Genomic DNA, 15,158 nt, shown 5'->3' on the forward strand with positions numbered 1-15,158 from the left:
TGCGTGGTCGTGCTTGGTCACTGTGTACATAGGCGCAGGCTACGGACCGGGGTGGTACATGAGCGCGAGCAACGTCCTCGCGCGCCTCACGGTCGCCCCGGCGCTGCTGCTCGTCGCGTGGCTGGTGGCGGCCCTCCCGCTGCTGCTGACGGGGACCTTCACCATCGGCCCCGCACTCCTGCTGTTCGTGCTGGCCGCCGCCGTCCTCCTCACGCTCGGATTCCGGGGGGTGCGCGCTCGAGCGGAGGTCGCGCGGCCGGAGGCGTCGTGGTGGGCGGTCGCCGGCGTGGTCGCGGTGACGTTGGCCTTTCTCGTCCTGCAGCTGGCGATGTGCTCGGAGCAGATCATCGTCCGGCGCGACCCGGCGTCGTACGTGCAGTTCGCCGCCTGGCTGACCGACCACGGCTCGCTGCCGGTCCGGCAGTGGCGGTGGGCGTTCGGCGGTGGCGATCCATCCCTCACCTACCAGAGCCCGGCGTTCTACCAGCGCGGTGACGCGATCATCCCGCAGTTCATGGCGGGGCTCCCGTTGATCCTGGCCCTGGGCGGCTGGATCGGCGGGATGTACGCCATGGTCGCGATGGCTCCCGTCCTCGGAGCGTGCGCCGTGCTGTCCTTCGCCGGGCTGGTCGCCCGGCTGGTCGGCGCGCGCTGGGCGCCGCTGGGGGCGCTGGCCCTGGCGCTCACGCTTCCCATGCAGTGGGTGTCCCGGTCGACCTACAGCGAACTGCCCGCCCTGGTGCTGCTGCTCGGCGGGCTGGCGCTGCTGCACGACGTCCGCGAGGTGCGTTCGGGGGCGGCCAGGATCGGCGCCCTGCTGGCCGGGCTCGCGCTCGGGCTGACCGTGCTGGTCCGCATCGACGGGCTTCGGGACGTGCTGCCGGTCGTGGTCTTCGCCGGACTGCTGACGGCCCGCCGCCGCCCTACCGGGCTCTGGCTGTTCGCCGGGCTGGCGCTGGGCGTGGGCGCGGGGCTGCTCGAGGGCTTCGTGCTGTCCGGCCCGTACCTGAAGTACCTGCACGCGTCCCTGAACCCGCTGCTGCTGCTGAGCGGCGCCGTGGTGCTCGGCACGGTGGTCATGGTGGGGCTGCTGCGCGCGCCCTTCTCCGCGGTCCGGCTGCGGCGGGTGGGCGTGCGGCTGTCCTCGGGACGGTTGCCCGACGTGGCCGCGGTGCTCACCGTGCTGGTGATGATCGGTTTCGCGGTCCGCCCGTACCTCCAGACCGTCGTGAGAGTGCCGGCCAACGCCGACGACCGGATGAACGCCTCGTTCATCCTGCTGGCCCAGCGGGCGAACGGGCTGCCCGCCGAGATGGGCAGGGTGTACTACGAGAACTCCCTCTACTGGGTCGCGTGGTACATCGGCGTGCCCGCGCTGCTGCTCGCGACCGCGGGCGCCGCGCTGCTCACCCGCCGGATGGCGCGCCGCCGCTCGGCGGAATGGCTCCTGCCGTACGCGGTGATCGCCTGGACGACGGTGACCACGCTGTGGCGGCCGGGCATCACCCCGGACCACCCGTGGGCCTCGCGGCGGCTGATCTCGATCGTCATCCCCGGGCTGTTGCTGCTGGCGCTGTGGGCGCTCGCCTGGGCGGTGCGGCGGATCCCGCGGCTGGGGTACGGCCGGGGCGTGACCGGGGCGGTCGCCCTGGCGGGCGTGCCGTTCCTGCTCGTGCCGATCGGCGTCACCTCGGCCGGGCTGCTGTTCACCCGCACTGAACAGGGCGAGGTGGCCGCCGTGCGCTCCCTCTGCGCACGGCTCGGCCGGGACGCGTCGGTCGTCCTTGTCGAGCGGGTCACCGCCGACCGCTTCACCCAGGTGATCCGTGGCATGTGCGGAGTGCCCACCGCGCGCACCCGACCCGGGACGAGCGAGCAGGACGTGCGACGGGTCATCGGCAGGATCTATGCGGCGGGGCGCCGGCCGCTCGTGCTCGGTGCCGCACCGTCCAACGTGGCGCCGTACGGCGAGGCGCGACAGGTGCTGCACATCAAGACCCGCCAGGACGAGCACTCTCTGGTGACTCCGCCCGACGGCACCTGGGGCCTCACCATAGACGTCTGGATGAGCGAGCCTCTGCGCCCCTGAACCGCTCCCTCCTCGGGAGCGCGCGTCACTTGGGGCGGCCGACCAGGCGGGCCAGCCGGCGAACGCGCCGGGCGCCCCGCAGGGCCGGTGAGGGCGCCGCCGCCGGCTGCTGTTTCGGTTGTGCACCACGCGCCCGCTTCTTGAGGGTCGCGGCCTCCCGCTTCCACTTCTCGGCCTCCGCACGCCACCGCTGTGCCTCACCCTTCCAGTCGTTCGGCCAGGTCGGCGGCGGCACGTCGGCGGCGGGGACGAGCGTCCACTCGGTGCCGTCCAGCCAATGAGATCCGAACAACTCGTCGACGAGACCGTCCAGGTCCTCGTCCGGTGCCCGGAGCGCCACCGCGCGCGCGAATGAGGCGGTGCGCTCGAGCCGGGCAAGTGCCCTATCGTCCACCTGACCGGGCAGCGCCAGCGAGATGAGGCCGTAATAGTGCTCGTCGGCCAGCTTGACGAGCTTGTGCAGACCGCCGGGGGTCGGTACCCAGCCGGCCGGACAGATGAACCGAAAGGGGGTTGGAGCCGCGGTCTCCGGCACGGACTCGACCAGTTGGACACGGCCTTCGTGGCGGTACCGCTCGCACATCAGCCTGGCGTCGAGGAGCGGATCGTCCAGTAGCCCACGCCGCTCTTCGGTCAATGACGACCACGGGCCTATGAGGCTGACCCTGAGATCGTGCAGGCTGCTCGCCAGCACGCCGTCCACGGTCGCCCGCGCGTCCTCGTAGGAACGGTCTCGGCCGTCCACCACGACATCGATATAGGGCACCAGCCATTGCCGGCCCGGGTCCTTGCGCCGGTCTCGTAGCAACGGCACCCGGTTGGCGATGGAGGGCTCGCGGAACCGGGCTCCGTCGTCGCGCTGTCGGATCATCGCGGACATGCCGAGGTGCCAGCTCTTCGCCTGCCGCTCCGGAACGAAGACGGCGCCCGCCTGGGCCGCCCGGTAACCGAACTCGGTGTCTCCGCCCAGGATCAGGTCGGTGTCCATCCCGCCCGCAGCGTGATAGAGCCTTGGCGACAGCGACAGGGTCGCGCCCACGGCGACGGTGAACATGCGATGGGTCGCGGTGCGCAGCTCGTCGTACTTGTCGAAGATGTCCTCGACCCAGTCTCGGCGGCTGCTCTCGTAATCGAACAGATCGTCGCCCGCGTCCGCGACCACGGCGTCGAAGGCCCGCTGCGGCGACAGGTCGCCGGTCGCATATTCGGTGAAGCGCTTGCCACCGAGCACGAGGAGGTAGTCGGCGAGGTGGTGCCAGCGGGCCTGAGCCTCGACGTGCTCGCGGTAGACCAGCATGTCGGCATCGAGCCGGAGGATGATTTCACCGTCGGCCTGCAGCACTCCGGAGTGGAACGCGTGGCCGGATCCCCAGCCGCCCGCGGCGCTCGGCACGATGCGCGTGTCGATCGGGGCGATCTCCGGCAGCCGGAGGGGCGGGTCGCTGGCGTCGTCGACCACGATGACCTCGAGCAGATGAGCCGGATAGCTCTGAGCCGCCAGGCTGGCGAGCGTGATGTCGAGTTTGTCCTGACCTGCGTGAGCCGGGATCACGACGCTGACCGGCAATTCAGGCTTCCACTGACCGAGTGCGGGCGGCTGCAGCACGCCATGGTCGTTGCGCCGGATCCTGGGCTGCCCGGCCATGGCCGGAGATGAACTCGTCGACACTGTTGCCTCTATCGGGTACGGGTCACGGAGCCGCTGATGGGCTCGGAGATGGAGAGGCCTGCCGCGGGCAGAGCGCTCGCGGGCAGGTCGGCCGCCTCGAGCAACGCGCTCGGTCGGAATCCTCGCCACTGCCGGATCGAGCGCCTCAGGAAGTACCCGATGGACTCGGTCCAGGTGTGGCCGGAGCTCTTGCGCCGCAGGACGTAGCCGAGGCCGTGCGTGCGATAGATCTTCCCGCCCGCGGCGTCGATGGCACGCTGCAGGTGGGTGTCCTCAGACCCGGGCAGCGGCCGGAACCCCCCGAGTTCTTCGAAGACCGAGCGTTCGATCATGAGGGTTCCGCCGGCCACCTGCTGGTGCGGGCGCTCGGTGTCGGCTCGCAACCGGACGGTGAGCCCGATCTGCTCCAGATACGTGAATTCGTTGTGGCAGCCGACCAGGTCCCCACCGCTGTAGTGGCGCGCGAGCAGCAGGTCGGCCAGATGCTCGGGGCCGTACCAGTCGTCGTCGTCCATCTTCGCCAGGAACCGCCCAGAAGCGCGGGCTGCGCCACGATTGAGCGCCATCCCGAACGGCACCGTCTCGGGCACCTCGACGACGGACACCGGCCGGCCGAAGTCGGCGATGGCCGCGGTGACCTCGGGAGCGCCGGCGTCCACCCCGTGCAGCGTGAGCACGACCTCGAAGTCGACGAGGCGCTGCCGGCCGATCTGGCCGAACGCGAACGCCAGCATCTCGGGCCGACGTGTGCAAAGGACGACCGACACGGAAGCAGGCGGCGGTTCAGGTACCCCGGCCTGGCGGAACAGCCGCGTCCACCGCGCTCGCGTGCCATGGATGCGCAGCGCGGCCCGTCGCAAGAGGATGCTGTGCTCTTCGCGGACGAGGTCGTCCGCCAGTGCGCTCTCGTCGGTTCCGACGAGCAGCCGTATGAGTTCGTCACCGAGACAGTGCGCCCACGCCGGTATGCGCGTGGCGAACAGCGGAACCCCCGCCGCGGCCAGGCCGGCGACGACGTGGACGGCCGCGATCGGACCTGAGTGCCTGCCCCATTCGACGCGTACGGCTCGCACCTCGCGCAGCTGGGCGACGTCGACGTCGGTGACCGGCCCAGAGCCGGAGAACCGCCCTAGTACGAGTTCGCCGAGCCGGACCTCCCAGGCCGTGCCCTCCTGGGCCAGTACGGCGAATCCGAGTGTGGGCGCCACGACGAAGCCGATCGGGTTCACCGACCGCTCGTCCACCGGCGGAACGATGTCGGGATCGGTCAGGGCGGGCAGGAGCGTGCGTGCGGCGTCGATCCCGGGCTCGCCGAGCCGCCGCCAGCTCAGCTCTGGGGCGGCCGGGCGGTCGACCACGGGTACGAGCGGATCCGGCCACGCCACCGGCTCTCCCACAGTGGTGCGGAGGACCAGGTCGACCGGCGGATTGCGGTTCGGTTCGGTCACCACCCGGTCCGGCTCGACGAGCAGGGCGTTCGGGTCACCTGGTCGCCAGTGAACGGCGCCGACACCCGCGAGCCCCGCCGTGCGGCCCGGTCCCGCATTGAGGGGGTGCCCACCGAGCGCTTTGGCGGTGGCGGCCAGAACCTCACCCGCCGGCCGGCTGGTGGAGGATTGGGTCTCGACCGCCCAGCCGCCGGTCCGCAGTCGACGTACGCGGAGCTCCTCGAGCGTCCGCCAGCGTGGGTGCGGCGCAGGCACGGGAGGCGACCGGTCGGGCGGTGCGTAGGAGGCGATGATGAGGACGTGCCTGGTCTTGGGCAGCATGCGGGACAGCGTCGCGGCCCGCCGTACATCGGTGGGGGTACGGGCGAGAACGACCACCGAACCGATGCGCAGCTCGGCCAGTTCCGGCTCGGCGCCGATTTTGTCCAGATCCACCAACCGGCAGGCCGCGTGCCTGTTCAGGTCGGCGGAAACGGTGCTGATCGGATCGAAGCCCGCGCAGGCGACCAGAACGCTGTCGGGGCCACTGCGAGCCAGCAGGCGACGCAGGAAGTCAGGTATCACGCCCGCCGCCGGACGAAGACGTGCGCACCCTTGTCGAAGCGCCTCGTGCTGCGTTCGAGCTCGGGATGCTCGGCCAGCCAACGGTCACTGAGGGTCTTCTCGTCGTCGCGGTCGGCGTCGTCGAGCACGATGACGGCGTCCGCAGTGCATTTCGGAAGCAGCAACCGCATGGCCGGGAACCGTGCCTCGGAGCCGGTCGCCTGCGGCGGCCCATCGACGAACAGCAGGCCGATATCGGTGAGGTCGGCCAGCGCGTTCCTGTCGTACCACTGGTAGGACCGGTCCGCGTCGTCCCACGTGGTGAGCGGGGCGTGGCGGATCTCGACGACGTCCTCGAGGCCATGTGCGCGGACGAGATCCCGCGAGATCTCGGCGAACCGCTCGTCGTGTTCGAGGGCCACGACCCGCCCCGACGCGGTCTGCTCGGCGAGATAGCCGAGCCAGACGCTCGACGATCCGCTGCCGCATTCGACGACGAGGCCCGGCCGGCTGCGCCACATGGTCTCGGCGAGCAGGCGCATGACGTCCGGAGACGCGGCCCAGTCCCGCAGGGGGGGCATCGGGGCGCGCGGGCGCACAAGTCCCCGCAGGTCGACGTAGGCCTCGAGCTGGCGATAGGCGGTCTCGCCCGCGTGCCCGACCGACTTGAGCCGCTCGGACAATTCGGTGAACCAGGGATCGGGGGTCGAAGCTTTGCTGTGCAGTGCGTCCAGATGTGGTCGCAGCAACGTGACCTCGTCGCTCAGCACCGAGATCAGGGAGGTCACCCGCTCCTCGCCCTTGTCGAGCCGATCGGAGAGGGCGTCGCCCTGCGCCAGGATGGTGAGCCGATCCTCACCCAGTGACGTGAAGAGGTCGTCGATCCGGGGGGCGAGGTCGAAACCGGGAGCCGGAGCGGCGGACCGGTCGCCCTCGGCGTGCTCACGGTGGTTTCGGATGAGCCGCTGAACCTTGGCGTCGACCCGGCGCAGACCGATGAACAGCAGGAACGTCATGCCGAGGACACCGAGGACGAGGGCGAGCACGATCGCCTCTGACAAGGTGAGGACGTCCAGGATCCCGAGCACGAGCACGCCCGTGACGGCCATCGCTGAGCTGACGGCGGCGTACAGCGTCAACTGCCTGGGTGAGGGCGCACGCATCGAACAGCCTTCCGGCAAGAGATCATTGTGCGCGTATCTTAGCTGCCTGGATGATGCTGCTTTATGGTTTATGCGGGGGGTGATGCGTCCGCTGGGCGCAGGTCGCGATATGTGATCGATCTGTGGCCTGACGGATATCGTCGGACCCGGGTTTCCTCCCCGAAGTATCACGTGGTGAACAGGAGCGGCCGATGTCCTTCGGGGGCGGCAGGGTGACCGTGGCCCGGGTGTCGCATCCGGCTTTGGTCGGAGCGGTGGTCGCCGTCGTCTGGTTCGTCATCGCGGCCATGCCGGGTGGTGGCACCTCGACCGGCCGGCAGGGCAAGGAGGCCGGCCGATCCGTGGCCGAGCGGGCGCTCGCCGCCATAGGCGCGGGCAAGGCCTTCCGGGTCTACCTCCACCCACAGGGTTCCGACGCCGCCAACGGCGTCACGCCGGGAACAGCGGTTCGCAGTCTGGCGGCTGCGCAACGGGTGATCGCCGCGGCGCGCCCGAAGAGCGACGTCGAGGTCCGCGTCGCCCAGGGGGACTATGTCGCCCCACCGCTGAAATGGACGACCTTCGTTCCCGGGCATGCCATCACCTTCCTGCCGATCGACTACGAGATCGGGGAGAGCGCCGACGGGATCGCCGGACGGCCGGTCTTCCGGGGCGAGGGAAGCCCTGGCTTCTGGTTCAGGGCGCTCTTCGAGCAGGGCGGCCACCGGGGCGACACGCGCCTGCGCTTCTTTTTCCTGCGCGTCGAGGGATATTCCGAAGGCGGCATCACTTTCGACGGCGGCACGGCCGTGAACAACGCGAGGATGGTGATGCCGGCGTCCGGCGGCATGAACGGCAACACCGTTCACGGGATGGTGTTCCACGAACTCGGTTCGAAGCACACCGGCAGGGGTGTGGGCTATGGCGCGATCGATCTGATCAACTCGCGCGACAACCTGATCCAGGACAACGAGTTCACGCTGCTGGAGAACTCCGGCGGTTCGGGCAACGAAGCACTGATCCATGGCGTCTACCTGTCCCATCACAGCAGCGCCAATGTGATCAAGAACAATCGGTTCTACCTGGTGAGCGGGGACCCGATCAGGACCCGCAATGCCAGCGACGCCAACAAGGTGTTCGGCAACACCTTCCGGCGCACGGGTGCCAACGCGTACATCTCCGACTGGTTCGTCGACGGCGCCAAGCAAGGGTCCGATGGCGCCGCCGAGTGTGCCTCGAAGGGCAACGTGTTCTACGACAACAGGCTGATCTCGGGCTACCGTGCGGGCGTCGAGACCTGGTGGGTCAGTCCCGGTGGCGCCGGCTATCCCGGCCGCGGATGCGGCCACGGCGGGGACAAGAGGGTTCGCAGCTGGGGCAACCGAGTCGAGTAGCCGGCCGGCGCCCCAGCGCGCTGCGGCGGGCGTCTCACCCCAGTGGCCGCCTCCAGAGGACGACATGCTCGGCCCGGTGGTCGGTCGTCACTCCCACACCGAGCAGCCGGCCGCCGCTCACCGTGATGCCGCGGATCTCCTGGATACCAGGTCCGGAAAGTGCGGTGCCGAGTGAGCCGGAGAACTGCCAGGACGTCCCGTTGGCGGAGGTCCACAGGACCACGTCCTTTTCCCGCGGGCGGCCCGTCGTACCGACCGCGGTGAACCCCTTCGGCGTCATGACGAGGGACGTGACGTCGTTGGAAGAGCCAGGCCCTGTCGTGGGCGCCGGTATGGCCGTCGCACGCCAGGTGACGCCCGCGTCGTTGGAGCCGCCCGTGAACAGCCGCCGTCCGTCGGCGAACTTCGCCACGCCCAGCGCGGTCACGGTCCCGCCCTTGGCCGCGACATGGGTGAGATAGCCGGACGCCGCGCCGTCGGGCAGCGACATCCGCTGCGCGGACCACCGCATGCCGTCGGTGGAGGTCCATATCCCGGGCATCGACTGGTCGCTCGGATCGCGCCCCGGGTCGGCCGAGGTCCCGACGGCGACGTAACCCGAGGAGGTCGCGGTGACGCCCAGAAGTCGGCGCCAGGCACCTCCCTTGAACTCCAGGTCACGGCGGTCGGCCGATCGCCAGTTCCGCAGGTCGGAGGAGGTCAAGACGATGGCCGACGATCGTGCTTCGCTGGCGATGTCACTGCCCACGATGACGTAGCCCGCCGGACCGAACGCCACGGCGTTCAGATTGAGCGTGCGGCCCCGGGCCGGTGTGAAGACACTGCCGTCCACCCGCTGCCAGGCGCGACCGTCGGTCGAGACGGCGGTGAACGGTTTGACACCGCTCCATCCGATCGCCAGCCATCCCCGCGTGCCGTGGGTCACCTTGGTGAGGACGCTGCTGACGTCGGACCCGCCGAGGGCACTCGTGTCGGCCCGGTTCCAGGTCGTTCCATCGGCGGACGTCCAGGCGGCGGCCGTGCCGTTGGCGCTGCCCACGGCCACCGTCAGCCCGTCCGCGGTGGCGACGTCTCGTACGGTTCGATCGGCGTTGACGGCGTCCGGGACCTTCGACATGTCGACCTCGGCGGCCCGGCCTGATCCGTCGACGACCGAGAGATAGAAGTCCTGGTCGGGGCCGAGTCGTGTGCCGCCGACCGCGATGGCGCCGTTCGCGACCGCCACGCCGTTGGTGTTCCGCTTGGAGTCGACTCCGAGATCCGCGGCGAGCTGCCAGGTGGTGCCGTCACCACTGCGATGGAGGACTGTACGGTCGCCCTGAAGCTTCATGAGCAGGGCGAAGCCCTGGCCGCCGCCGGCCAGGTGAAGAAACTCCGCCGACTCGCCGCTCGAAGTGATGATGCGGCCGGCGGGCTGCCATGCCGCCCCGTCGGTGGAGCGGAAGGTGACCCCGAAGCGGTCCTCACCGGACTTGCCCTCGCGCAGGGCCAGGAACCCGGACGTCCCCGAAGAGAGGTGCACGGCGCCGAAGGCGCCACTGCCGTTCGGCGATTCGACGTTCCGCCACGTGCGGCCGCCGTCCGTGGAGCGCCAGAGGCCGGCTAGGACACCATCGCCCTTGACGATGTCGCCTGCGATCATCACCACGTCGCTCGAGGCCGCGACATATCTGAGCCGGCTCGCCGAACCCGAGTCGGTGGGCAGTTTCAGCTTGCCGCCGTCGAGACGCTGCCAGGACCTCCCGTCGGGCGAGATCCAGACGACGGGCCGGGCTGCGCCGCCGTTCGCTTGCTCTCCGACGGCGACGAAGCCCCGGGTCGTGCGCGCGATCTGCTCGATCTCGTCACCCGCGCGGAAGGCGGAGATCTGGCCGCCGACCTGGACCCAGTCCATGCCGTTCGTGCTGGTCCAGGCGACCCGGAAGTTGCCCTCGCCGCCGAGTGCCACCCACGCGCCCTCGGCGCCGACGACCGCGTTCGGCGCGCTGCCGGACGGCGCGCTGCCGTCCTCGGTTTTGATCTGGGCGACCCGCCATGTACGGCCGCTGTCGGACGACACCAGGAACCGCGGGCGCGGGATCGCGCCTCCGTCCTCGCCGCCGACCGCGACGAAGGTGCCGCCCACGGCGGCCACATCTCTGATCGACTGTTTCGTGCCGTCGCTCTGGGCGTTCTGGCCCGCGGTGAACGATGTGTCGGCGATCTTCGCCTCGGACTTGTCCGCTGTGGGCTTGTCCTCACCGGTCAGCAGGGTGAAGAGCCCGAAGCCGCCGGCGGCCACGATGAGCACGCTGACCACCACGAGGACCGGGATGGTCGGGAATCGGCGGCGCCGGCTGCCCTGGACCACCCACGGCTCGTCCCCACGCGGCACGTTCGGAGCGAAGGGCTGGCCCGCGGGCGCGCCGTGCTGCTGGAACCGCTCCAGGTGGCCAGAGGGACCGCCGGCGGCCTCTGGTGAGGACCTCAGAGTCATGGACGGCGGCGGAGGGACGGCGCCACCGAAGGCCTCTGAGCGCGGTGTCGGGTCACCGTACGCCGGTGGCGCGGCCGGGTCGTTGTACGCGGCCGGCGCGGCCGGGTCGTTGTACGCGGGCGGCGCCGCGGGGCCGCCGTACGCGGAGGGCACGGCCGGGTCGCTGTGCGGGGGTGGTGCGGCGGGGTCGCCGTACGCGGGTGGTGGTACCGGCTGGGCGAAGGCCTCCGGCTGGGCCGCCACGCCCGCGTCCGGAGGAGGGACCGCGGGCTGGGCCGGTGACTGCTGCTGCGGGCCGGACGAGGCGAAGGCGTCCGGGGGAAGCGCCGGCGGCGCCGCCCATGGGTCACCGAACTCGTTCGGCGGACCGTACTGCCACGGCGGGGCCGCCGGCAGACCCGGCATGGGTCCGGCCGGGTCTGCCGGCCTGCCCGGTGCCGGCTCGTCCTGCCCCGTGGCCTCCGTGGCCTGGGAACCGCCCCACGCCGGTGGCGGTGCCGGAACCTGATCCCACTGGTCATCCTCGGGGGGAGGCTGATTCGGGTCGTTGTTCTCTGGTTTGCCAGCCCCGTTCACGGCGCCCCTCCGGCCATACGTCTATCCAATTTGCCTAATTCGTTACGAAGAACACTAGTGTGCGCGCAAGCTCACGTTGGCTTGTGCACGGCGTGTCCGTCAACCAGCGGTTCCCGGGGGCTCGGCTGATGAGCCCATTCCCGCAGTTGGTTCACGAAGACGCTCCCGTGGTGGGGCCAGTGGAAGCGGCGGCGAGCCGCCTCGTGTCCCCGGTCGGCCATTCCGGTGCGCATCACCGGGTCGTCGCGCAGCCGTAGCACCGCGGCCGCGGCGGCCGCCGGATCCTTGTACGGCACCACAAGGCCGCATCCCGCCTCGGCCACGATCGCGGCGGCCGGCGGGACCGGTGTTGTCACGACCGGAATGCCGTGCGCCATGTACTCCACGACCTTGGTCGGCACTGAATGCCGGTAGTTCGGAAGGTCGTGCAGAAGAGAGAGCCCGGCCAGCGCCCCCTGCACCATGACCAGGGCGTCCCCGTTGCTCTGGTAGCCGTGCCACTGGACGAGGCCGGTGCGGTGGGCGTCACGGAGCAACTCGGCCGACTGCGCGTCGGCGCCGCCGATCAGCTCGGTGGTGATGCCCTCCGGTTCGAGCAGCCGCGCCGTTTCGATGAGGTCTCCGACGCCGCGAGCGTCCGTGAGATGCCCGAGGTAGACCACCCGATCGGCGCTGGGCGGTGGCGGCGGGGTGGTGGGCACATACGTGGTGTTCGGCACCACCGGGTGATCTCGACGGAACCGGTCGCGGTAGCCGTCCTCGGCGAGCAGCAGCCGCAGCCGCCGCTCGGCGAGCATCTCACCCGCCCGCACGAGCGGGCGCAGCACCGTCCGCAGCGGACGTGGCAGCCAGGGCTTGCTCACCAGTGCCGACGCGGTGTCCTCGTGCACGTCCCAAACCGTCACCGGACGCCGCCGCAGGAACGGCAGGACGAGCAGGAGCTCGGGGTCATGGACGAGCAGGACGTCGGCGTCTCGTGCGTGGCGGCCGAGCGCCCGCCACGCGCCCCACAGGGCGGCGATCCGGCGCAGGCCGCGTGCGCGTGGAACGTCCACACCGGTCAGGGAGGGCCACGGCGACGCTCCGGAGGCACTGAACGGCGCGAGATAGGTGACCGTCTCACCCGCGTCGAGAAGGGCCTGTATCTGCCGGTGCAGGATGCGGGCGTCCTCGGCATGGTGAACAACGGTGCACACGCAGACGCGCATCCTTCATCGCTCCAGACCGGCGAGGATCATCATCAGACAGACGCCTGGCCGCCTGTCCGGGATTACACGTATGAACCGGAATCTCGGGCCGGTCACGGCGAAGGGGTTCCCCCTTGGGCGGTTAGAAGGCGTTCCAGGGCCCACCTCCGCCGGGCCTCCCCTTGAACCGCCGTGGTGTGGGTGCGGCTGCTCCGTACATCGCGACCGCACCGGTCAGTGCAGCGCACTGACATGACATGCATCTCAACGGAAGTGTTACAGGGGAGTTTTTGGGATTTAGGTAAACTTCTCCGGGGGTTCGGGCGTCCTGCCTGTGAAGGGCAAGGACATCGCCTTTGTCCTACCTGATGAGGCGTTGGAGAACCTGCATGGTCAACGGTGATCGCACGGCCGGGCCGGCAGACGGGGAGGAACCGAAGATGGCCGCAGAGCCGCAGGACTCCCAGGCACGGGACGCCGCCTACGACGCCGTGACCAAGATGCTGCACGACGCCGAGAGCCGCCTGCGCGATACCGAGAAGCGCCTGCGGGACGCCGAAGGCCGCCTCAAGTACCAGGCATACAAGACCGAGTACGTGAACTGGCAGCTCCAGTCCTCGCTCTCCCGGCGCTGGTGGCGGCTCGGCCAGGCCATGTGGCACGTCAAAGAGCGACCCGCGTACATCCTGCGGCTCCCGGCGGACCTGTTCCGTGCGGCCCGCAAGTCGGCCATGCCCGCCCCGCCGCAGCGCCCGGGCGCCAAGTCCGCCACGGAGCGCACGCAGGGCTCCGGCACGGCGAAATCGCCGCACGACAGCCGTACCGCCATGCCGGCGATTCCGGACCTTCCGCTGCCCGACGGCCCGGTGGCACGGCCCGACCTGACCGTCGCCGTCATCCTTGACCGGTTCTCGGCGATGGCGCTGCGGTACGAATGGAACCAGGTCGAGCCGGGCCCGGACGACTGGCGGGAGGTACTCGACCGGGAGCGCCCCGACCTGCTGTTCGTCGAGTCGGCGTGGTTCGGCAACGACCGGCGGTGGGGCGGCCACGTCAGCGGGCCCGGGGGCCCGAGCGAGGTGCTCGCCGAACTCGTCGCGTGGTGCCGCGAGCAGGGCATCCCCTCGGTGTTCTGGAACAAGGAGGACCCGCCGAACTTCGACGTCTTCATCGAGACGGCGAAGCTGTTCGACCACGTCTTCACCACCTGCGGCGAGGTCGTCCCGCGCTACCACGAGATCCTCGGCCACGACCGCGTCAGCGTGCTGTCCTTCGCCGCGCAACCGCGCATCCACAACCCGGTGAACGTGCCCGGTGGCCGGGCTCATGACGTCGCGTTCGCGGGCACCTACTTCAACCACAAGCACCCCGACCGCGCCGAGCAGATGCGTACGGTGCTCGAGCCCGCCCGCGGGTTCGGCCTGCACATCTTCAGCCGGATGCTGGAGGGCGACAGCCGGTTCCAGTTCCCCGCGCAGTACGCCCCGCACATCGTCGGCACGCTTCCGTACGAGCGGATGCTCAGCGCCTACAAGGCCTACAAGGTCTTCCTCAACGTGAACTCGGTGCTCGACTCGCCCACGATGTGCGCGCGCCGCATCTTCGAGCTCTCCGCCTGCCGCACGCCGATCCTGTCCGGCCACTCCCATGCGGTCGAGCGGTTCTTTCCCGGTACGGTCTCCATCGCCCGGACGGCCGCGGAGACGCAGACCATCCTGGCCGGCATGCTCGCCAACCCGGAGATGCGCGACCGGCAGGCCCACCTGGCGATGCGCGAGGTGTTCGCCGAGCACACCTTCGGGCACCGGGTCGACACGGTGCTGGAGTCGATCGGCCTGCCGGGCCGGCGGCCCGAGCCGACCATCTCCGTCATCATGGCGACCAATCGGCCGGGACAGCTGGCCCACGCCATCGACCAGGTGGCCCGCCAGCGCTATCGGCGGCTGCAGCTCGTGCTGGTGCTGCACGGCCTCGACCTCGACCCGGAGGTCGTGCGAGACAAGGTCCTCGCCGAGGGCATCAGCGATGTGGTCGTGCTGACCGCCGACCGGTCCCTGCCGCTGGGGGAGTGCCTCAACCTGGCCGTCGACGCGGCGGACGGCGACCTGATCGCCAAGATGGACGACGACGACATCTACGGCGAGCACTACTTGTCCGACCTCGTCCCGGCGTTCTCGTACACCGACGCCGACATCGTCGGGAAGCGCGCCTGCTACGTGCAGCTGAAGGCGATCAACGCGACGCTGCTGAGCAAGCCCGAGACCGAGAACCGCTACGGCAACCTCGTGAGGGGCGGCACGCTGCTCGTCACCGGCGACGTTCTGCGCCGGCTGCGCTTCGACCATGTGCCGCGCGGATCCGACACCCGGCTGCTGCGCAAGGCCAAGGCCGAGGGGATCCGGATCTACTCGGCGGACCGGTTCAACTACGTCTACGTCCGGAGCGCGGACCCGAGCGACCACACCTTCCAGGTGAACGACGCCGAACTGCTCAAGCAGGCCCGGGTCGAGTTCTACGGGGCGCCCGAACAGCACGTCTGCATCTGACCTCAGGAGGACGTCGGCCCATCCCCGAGCGCGCTCGAACCACTCGCCGATCGATGACCGCATGTGGACGAAAGCTGCTGTCGGGCTG

At 70.2% G+C, this 15,158-nt stretch carries 8 protein-coding genes; 3 read left to right on the plus strand and 5 right to left on the minus strand.

Features of this window, described 5'->3' with window-relative positions; translation table 11 throughout:
* Positions 1–58: 58 nt before the first annotated feature.
* On the plus strand, positions 59–2,089 hold the full coding sequence (locus HKK74_RS04680; protein WP_187241776.1) for a hypothetical protein: 2,031 nt from the start codon (positions 59–61) through the stop codon (positions 2,087–2,089).
* Between the two features lie 25 nt (positions 2,090–2,114).
* Here the strand turns inward: HKK74_RS04680 and HKK74_RS04685 are convergent, their stop codons facing one another.
* From HKK74_RS04685 to HKK74_RS04695, 3 genes are read right to left on the minus strand one after another with little or no spacing between them, the layout of a single operon-like run.
* Positions 2,115–3,734, minus strand: a complete 1,620-nt coding sequence (locus HKK74_RS04685; protein WP_187241777.1) for a glycosyltransferase family 2 protein — start codon at positions 3,732–3,734, stop codon at positions 2,115–2,117.
* A gap of 32 nt (positions 3,735–3,766) precedes the next feature.
* Positions 3,767–5,770 (minus strand): glycosyltransferase family 2 protein, encoded by a 2,004-nt coding sequence (locus HKK74_RS40705; RefSeq protein WP_187241778.1) that lies wholly within the window; start codon positions 5,768–5,770, stop codon positions 3,767–3,769.
* A complete protein-coding gene (locus HKK74_RS04695; protein ID WP_246491177.1) occupies positions 5,767–6,912 on the minus strand; it encodes a class I SAM-dependent methyltransferase in 1,146 nt (381 codons plus the stop codon). The genes HKK74_RS40705 and HKK74_RS04695 overlap by 4 nt, the downstream gene beginning before the upstream one ends.
* Before the next feature lie 191 nt (positions 6,913–7,103).
* On the opposite strand from HKK74_RS04695, the gene HKK74_RS04700 reads away from it, so the two are divergent.
* Entirely contained in the window at positions 7,104–8,285 is a 1,182-nt protein-coding gene (locus HKK74_RS04700; protein ID WP_187241779.1) for a right-handed parallel beta-helix repeat-containing protein, read from the plus strand.
* A gap of 34 nt (positions 8,286–8,319) precedes the next feature.
* On the opposite strand, the gene HKK74_RS04705 is transcribed toward HKK74_RS04700, so the two are convergent.
* Both HKK74_RS04705 and HKK74_RS04710 read right to left on the minus strand, forming a co-directional pair.
* Entirely contained in the window at positions 8,320–11,337 is a 3,018-nt protein-coding gene (locus HKK74_RS04705; protein WP_187241780.1) for a hypothetical protein, read from the minus strand.
* Positions 11,338–11,408: 71 nt separating this feature from the next.
* Positions 11,409–12,545 (minus strand): glycosyltransferase, encoded by a 1,137-nt coding sequence (locus HKK74_RS04710; RefSeq protein ID WP_187241781.1) that lies wholly within the window; start codon positions 12,543–12,545, stop codon positions 11,409–11,411.
* Positions 12,546–12,964: 419 nt separating this feature from the next.
* Here HKK74_RS04710 and HKK74_RS04715 point away from each other — a divergent pair, with 419 nt between their 5' ends.
* A complete protein-coding gene (locus HKK74_RS04715) occupies positions 12,965–15,070 on the plus strand; it encodes a glycosyltransferase family protein (RefSeq protein WP_187241782.1) in 2,106 nt (701 codons plus the stop codon).
* Positions 15,071–15,158 lie beyond the last annotated feature (88 nt).

Origin of the sequence: Actinomadura alba (assembly GCF_014323705.1) — a bacterium.
GTDB classification, from domain to species: Bacteria; Actinomycetota; Actinomycetes; order Streptosporangiales; family Streptosporangiaceae; genus Actinomadura_C; species Actinomadura_C alba.

What these genes read in the sequence shown, in the direction of transcription:
- HKK74_RS04680 (WP_187241776.1), top strand. Translation starts at nt 59, where the DNA reads ATGAGCGCGAGCAACGTCCTCGCGCGCCTCACGGTCGCCCCGGCGCTG.
- HKK74_RS04685 (WP_187241777.1), bottom strand. Translation starts at nt 3,734, where the DNA reads ATGGCCGGGCAGCCCAGGATCCGGCGCAACGACCATGGCGTGCTGCAG.
- HKK74_RS04695 (WP_246491177.1), bottom strand. Translation starts at nt 6,912, where the DNA reads ATGCGTGCGCCCTCACCCAGGCAGTTGACGCTGTACGCCGCCGTCAGC.
- HKK74_RS04700 (WP_187241779.1), top strand. Translation starts at nt 7,104, where the DNA reads ATGTCCTTCGGGGGCGGCAGGGTGACCGTGGCCCGGGTGTCGCATCCG.
- HKK74_RS04710 (WP_187241781.1), bottom strand. Translation starts at nt 12,545, where the DNA reads ATGCGCGTCTGCGTGTGCACCGTTGTTCACCATGCCGAGGACGCCCGC.
- HKK74_RS04715 (WP_187241782.1), top strand. Translation starts at nt 12,965, where the DNA reads ATGGCCGCAGAGCCGCAGGACTCCCAGGCACGGGACGCCGCCTACGAC.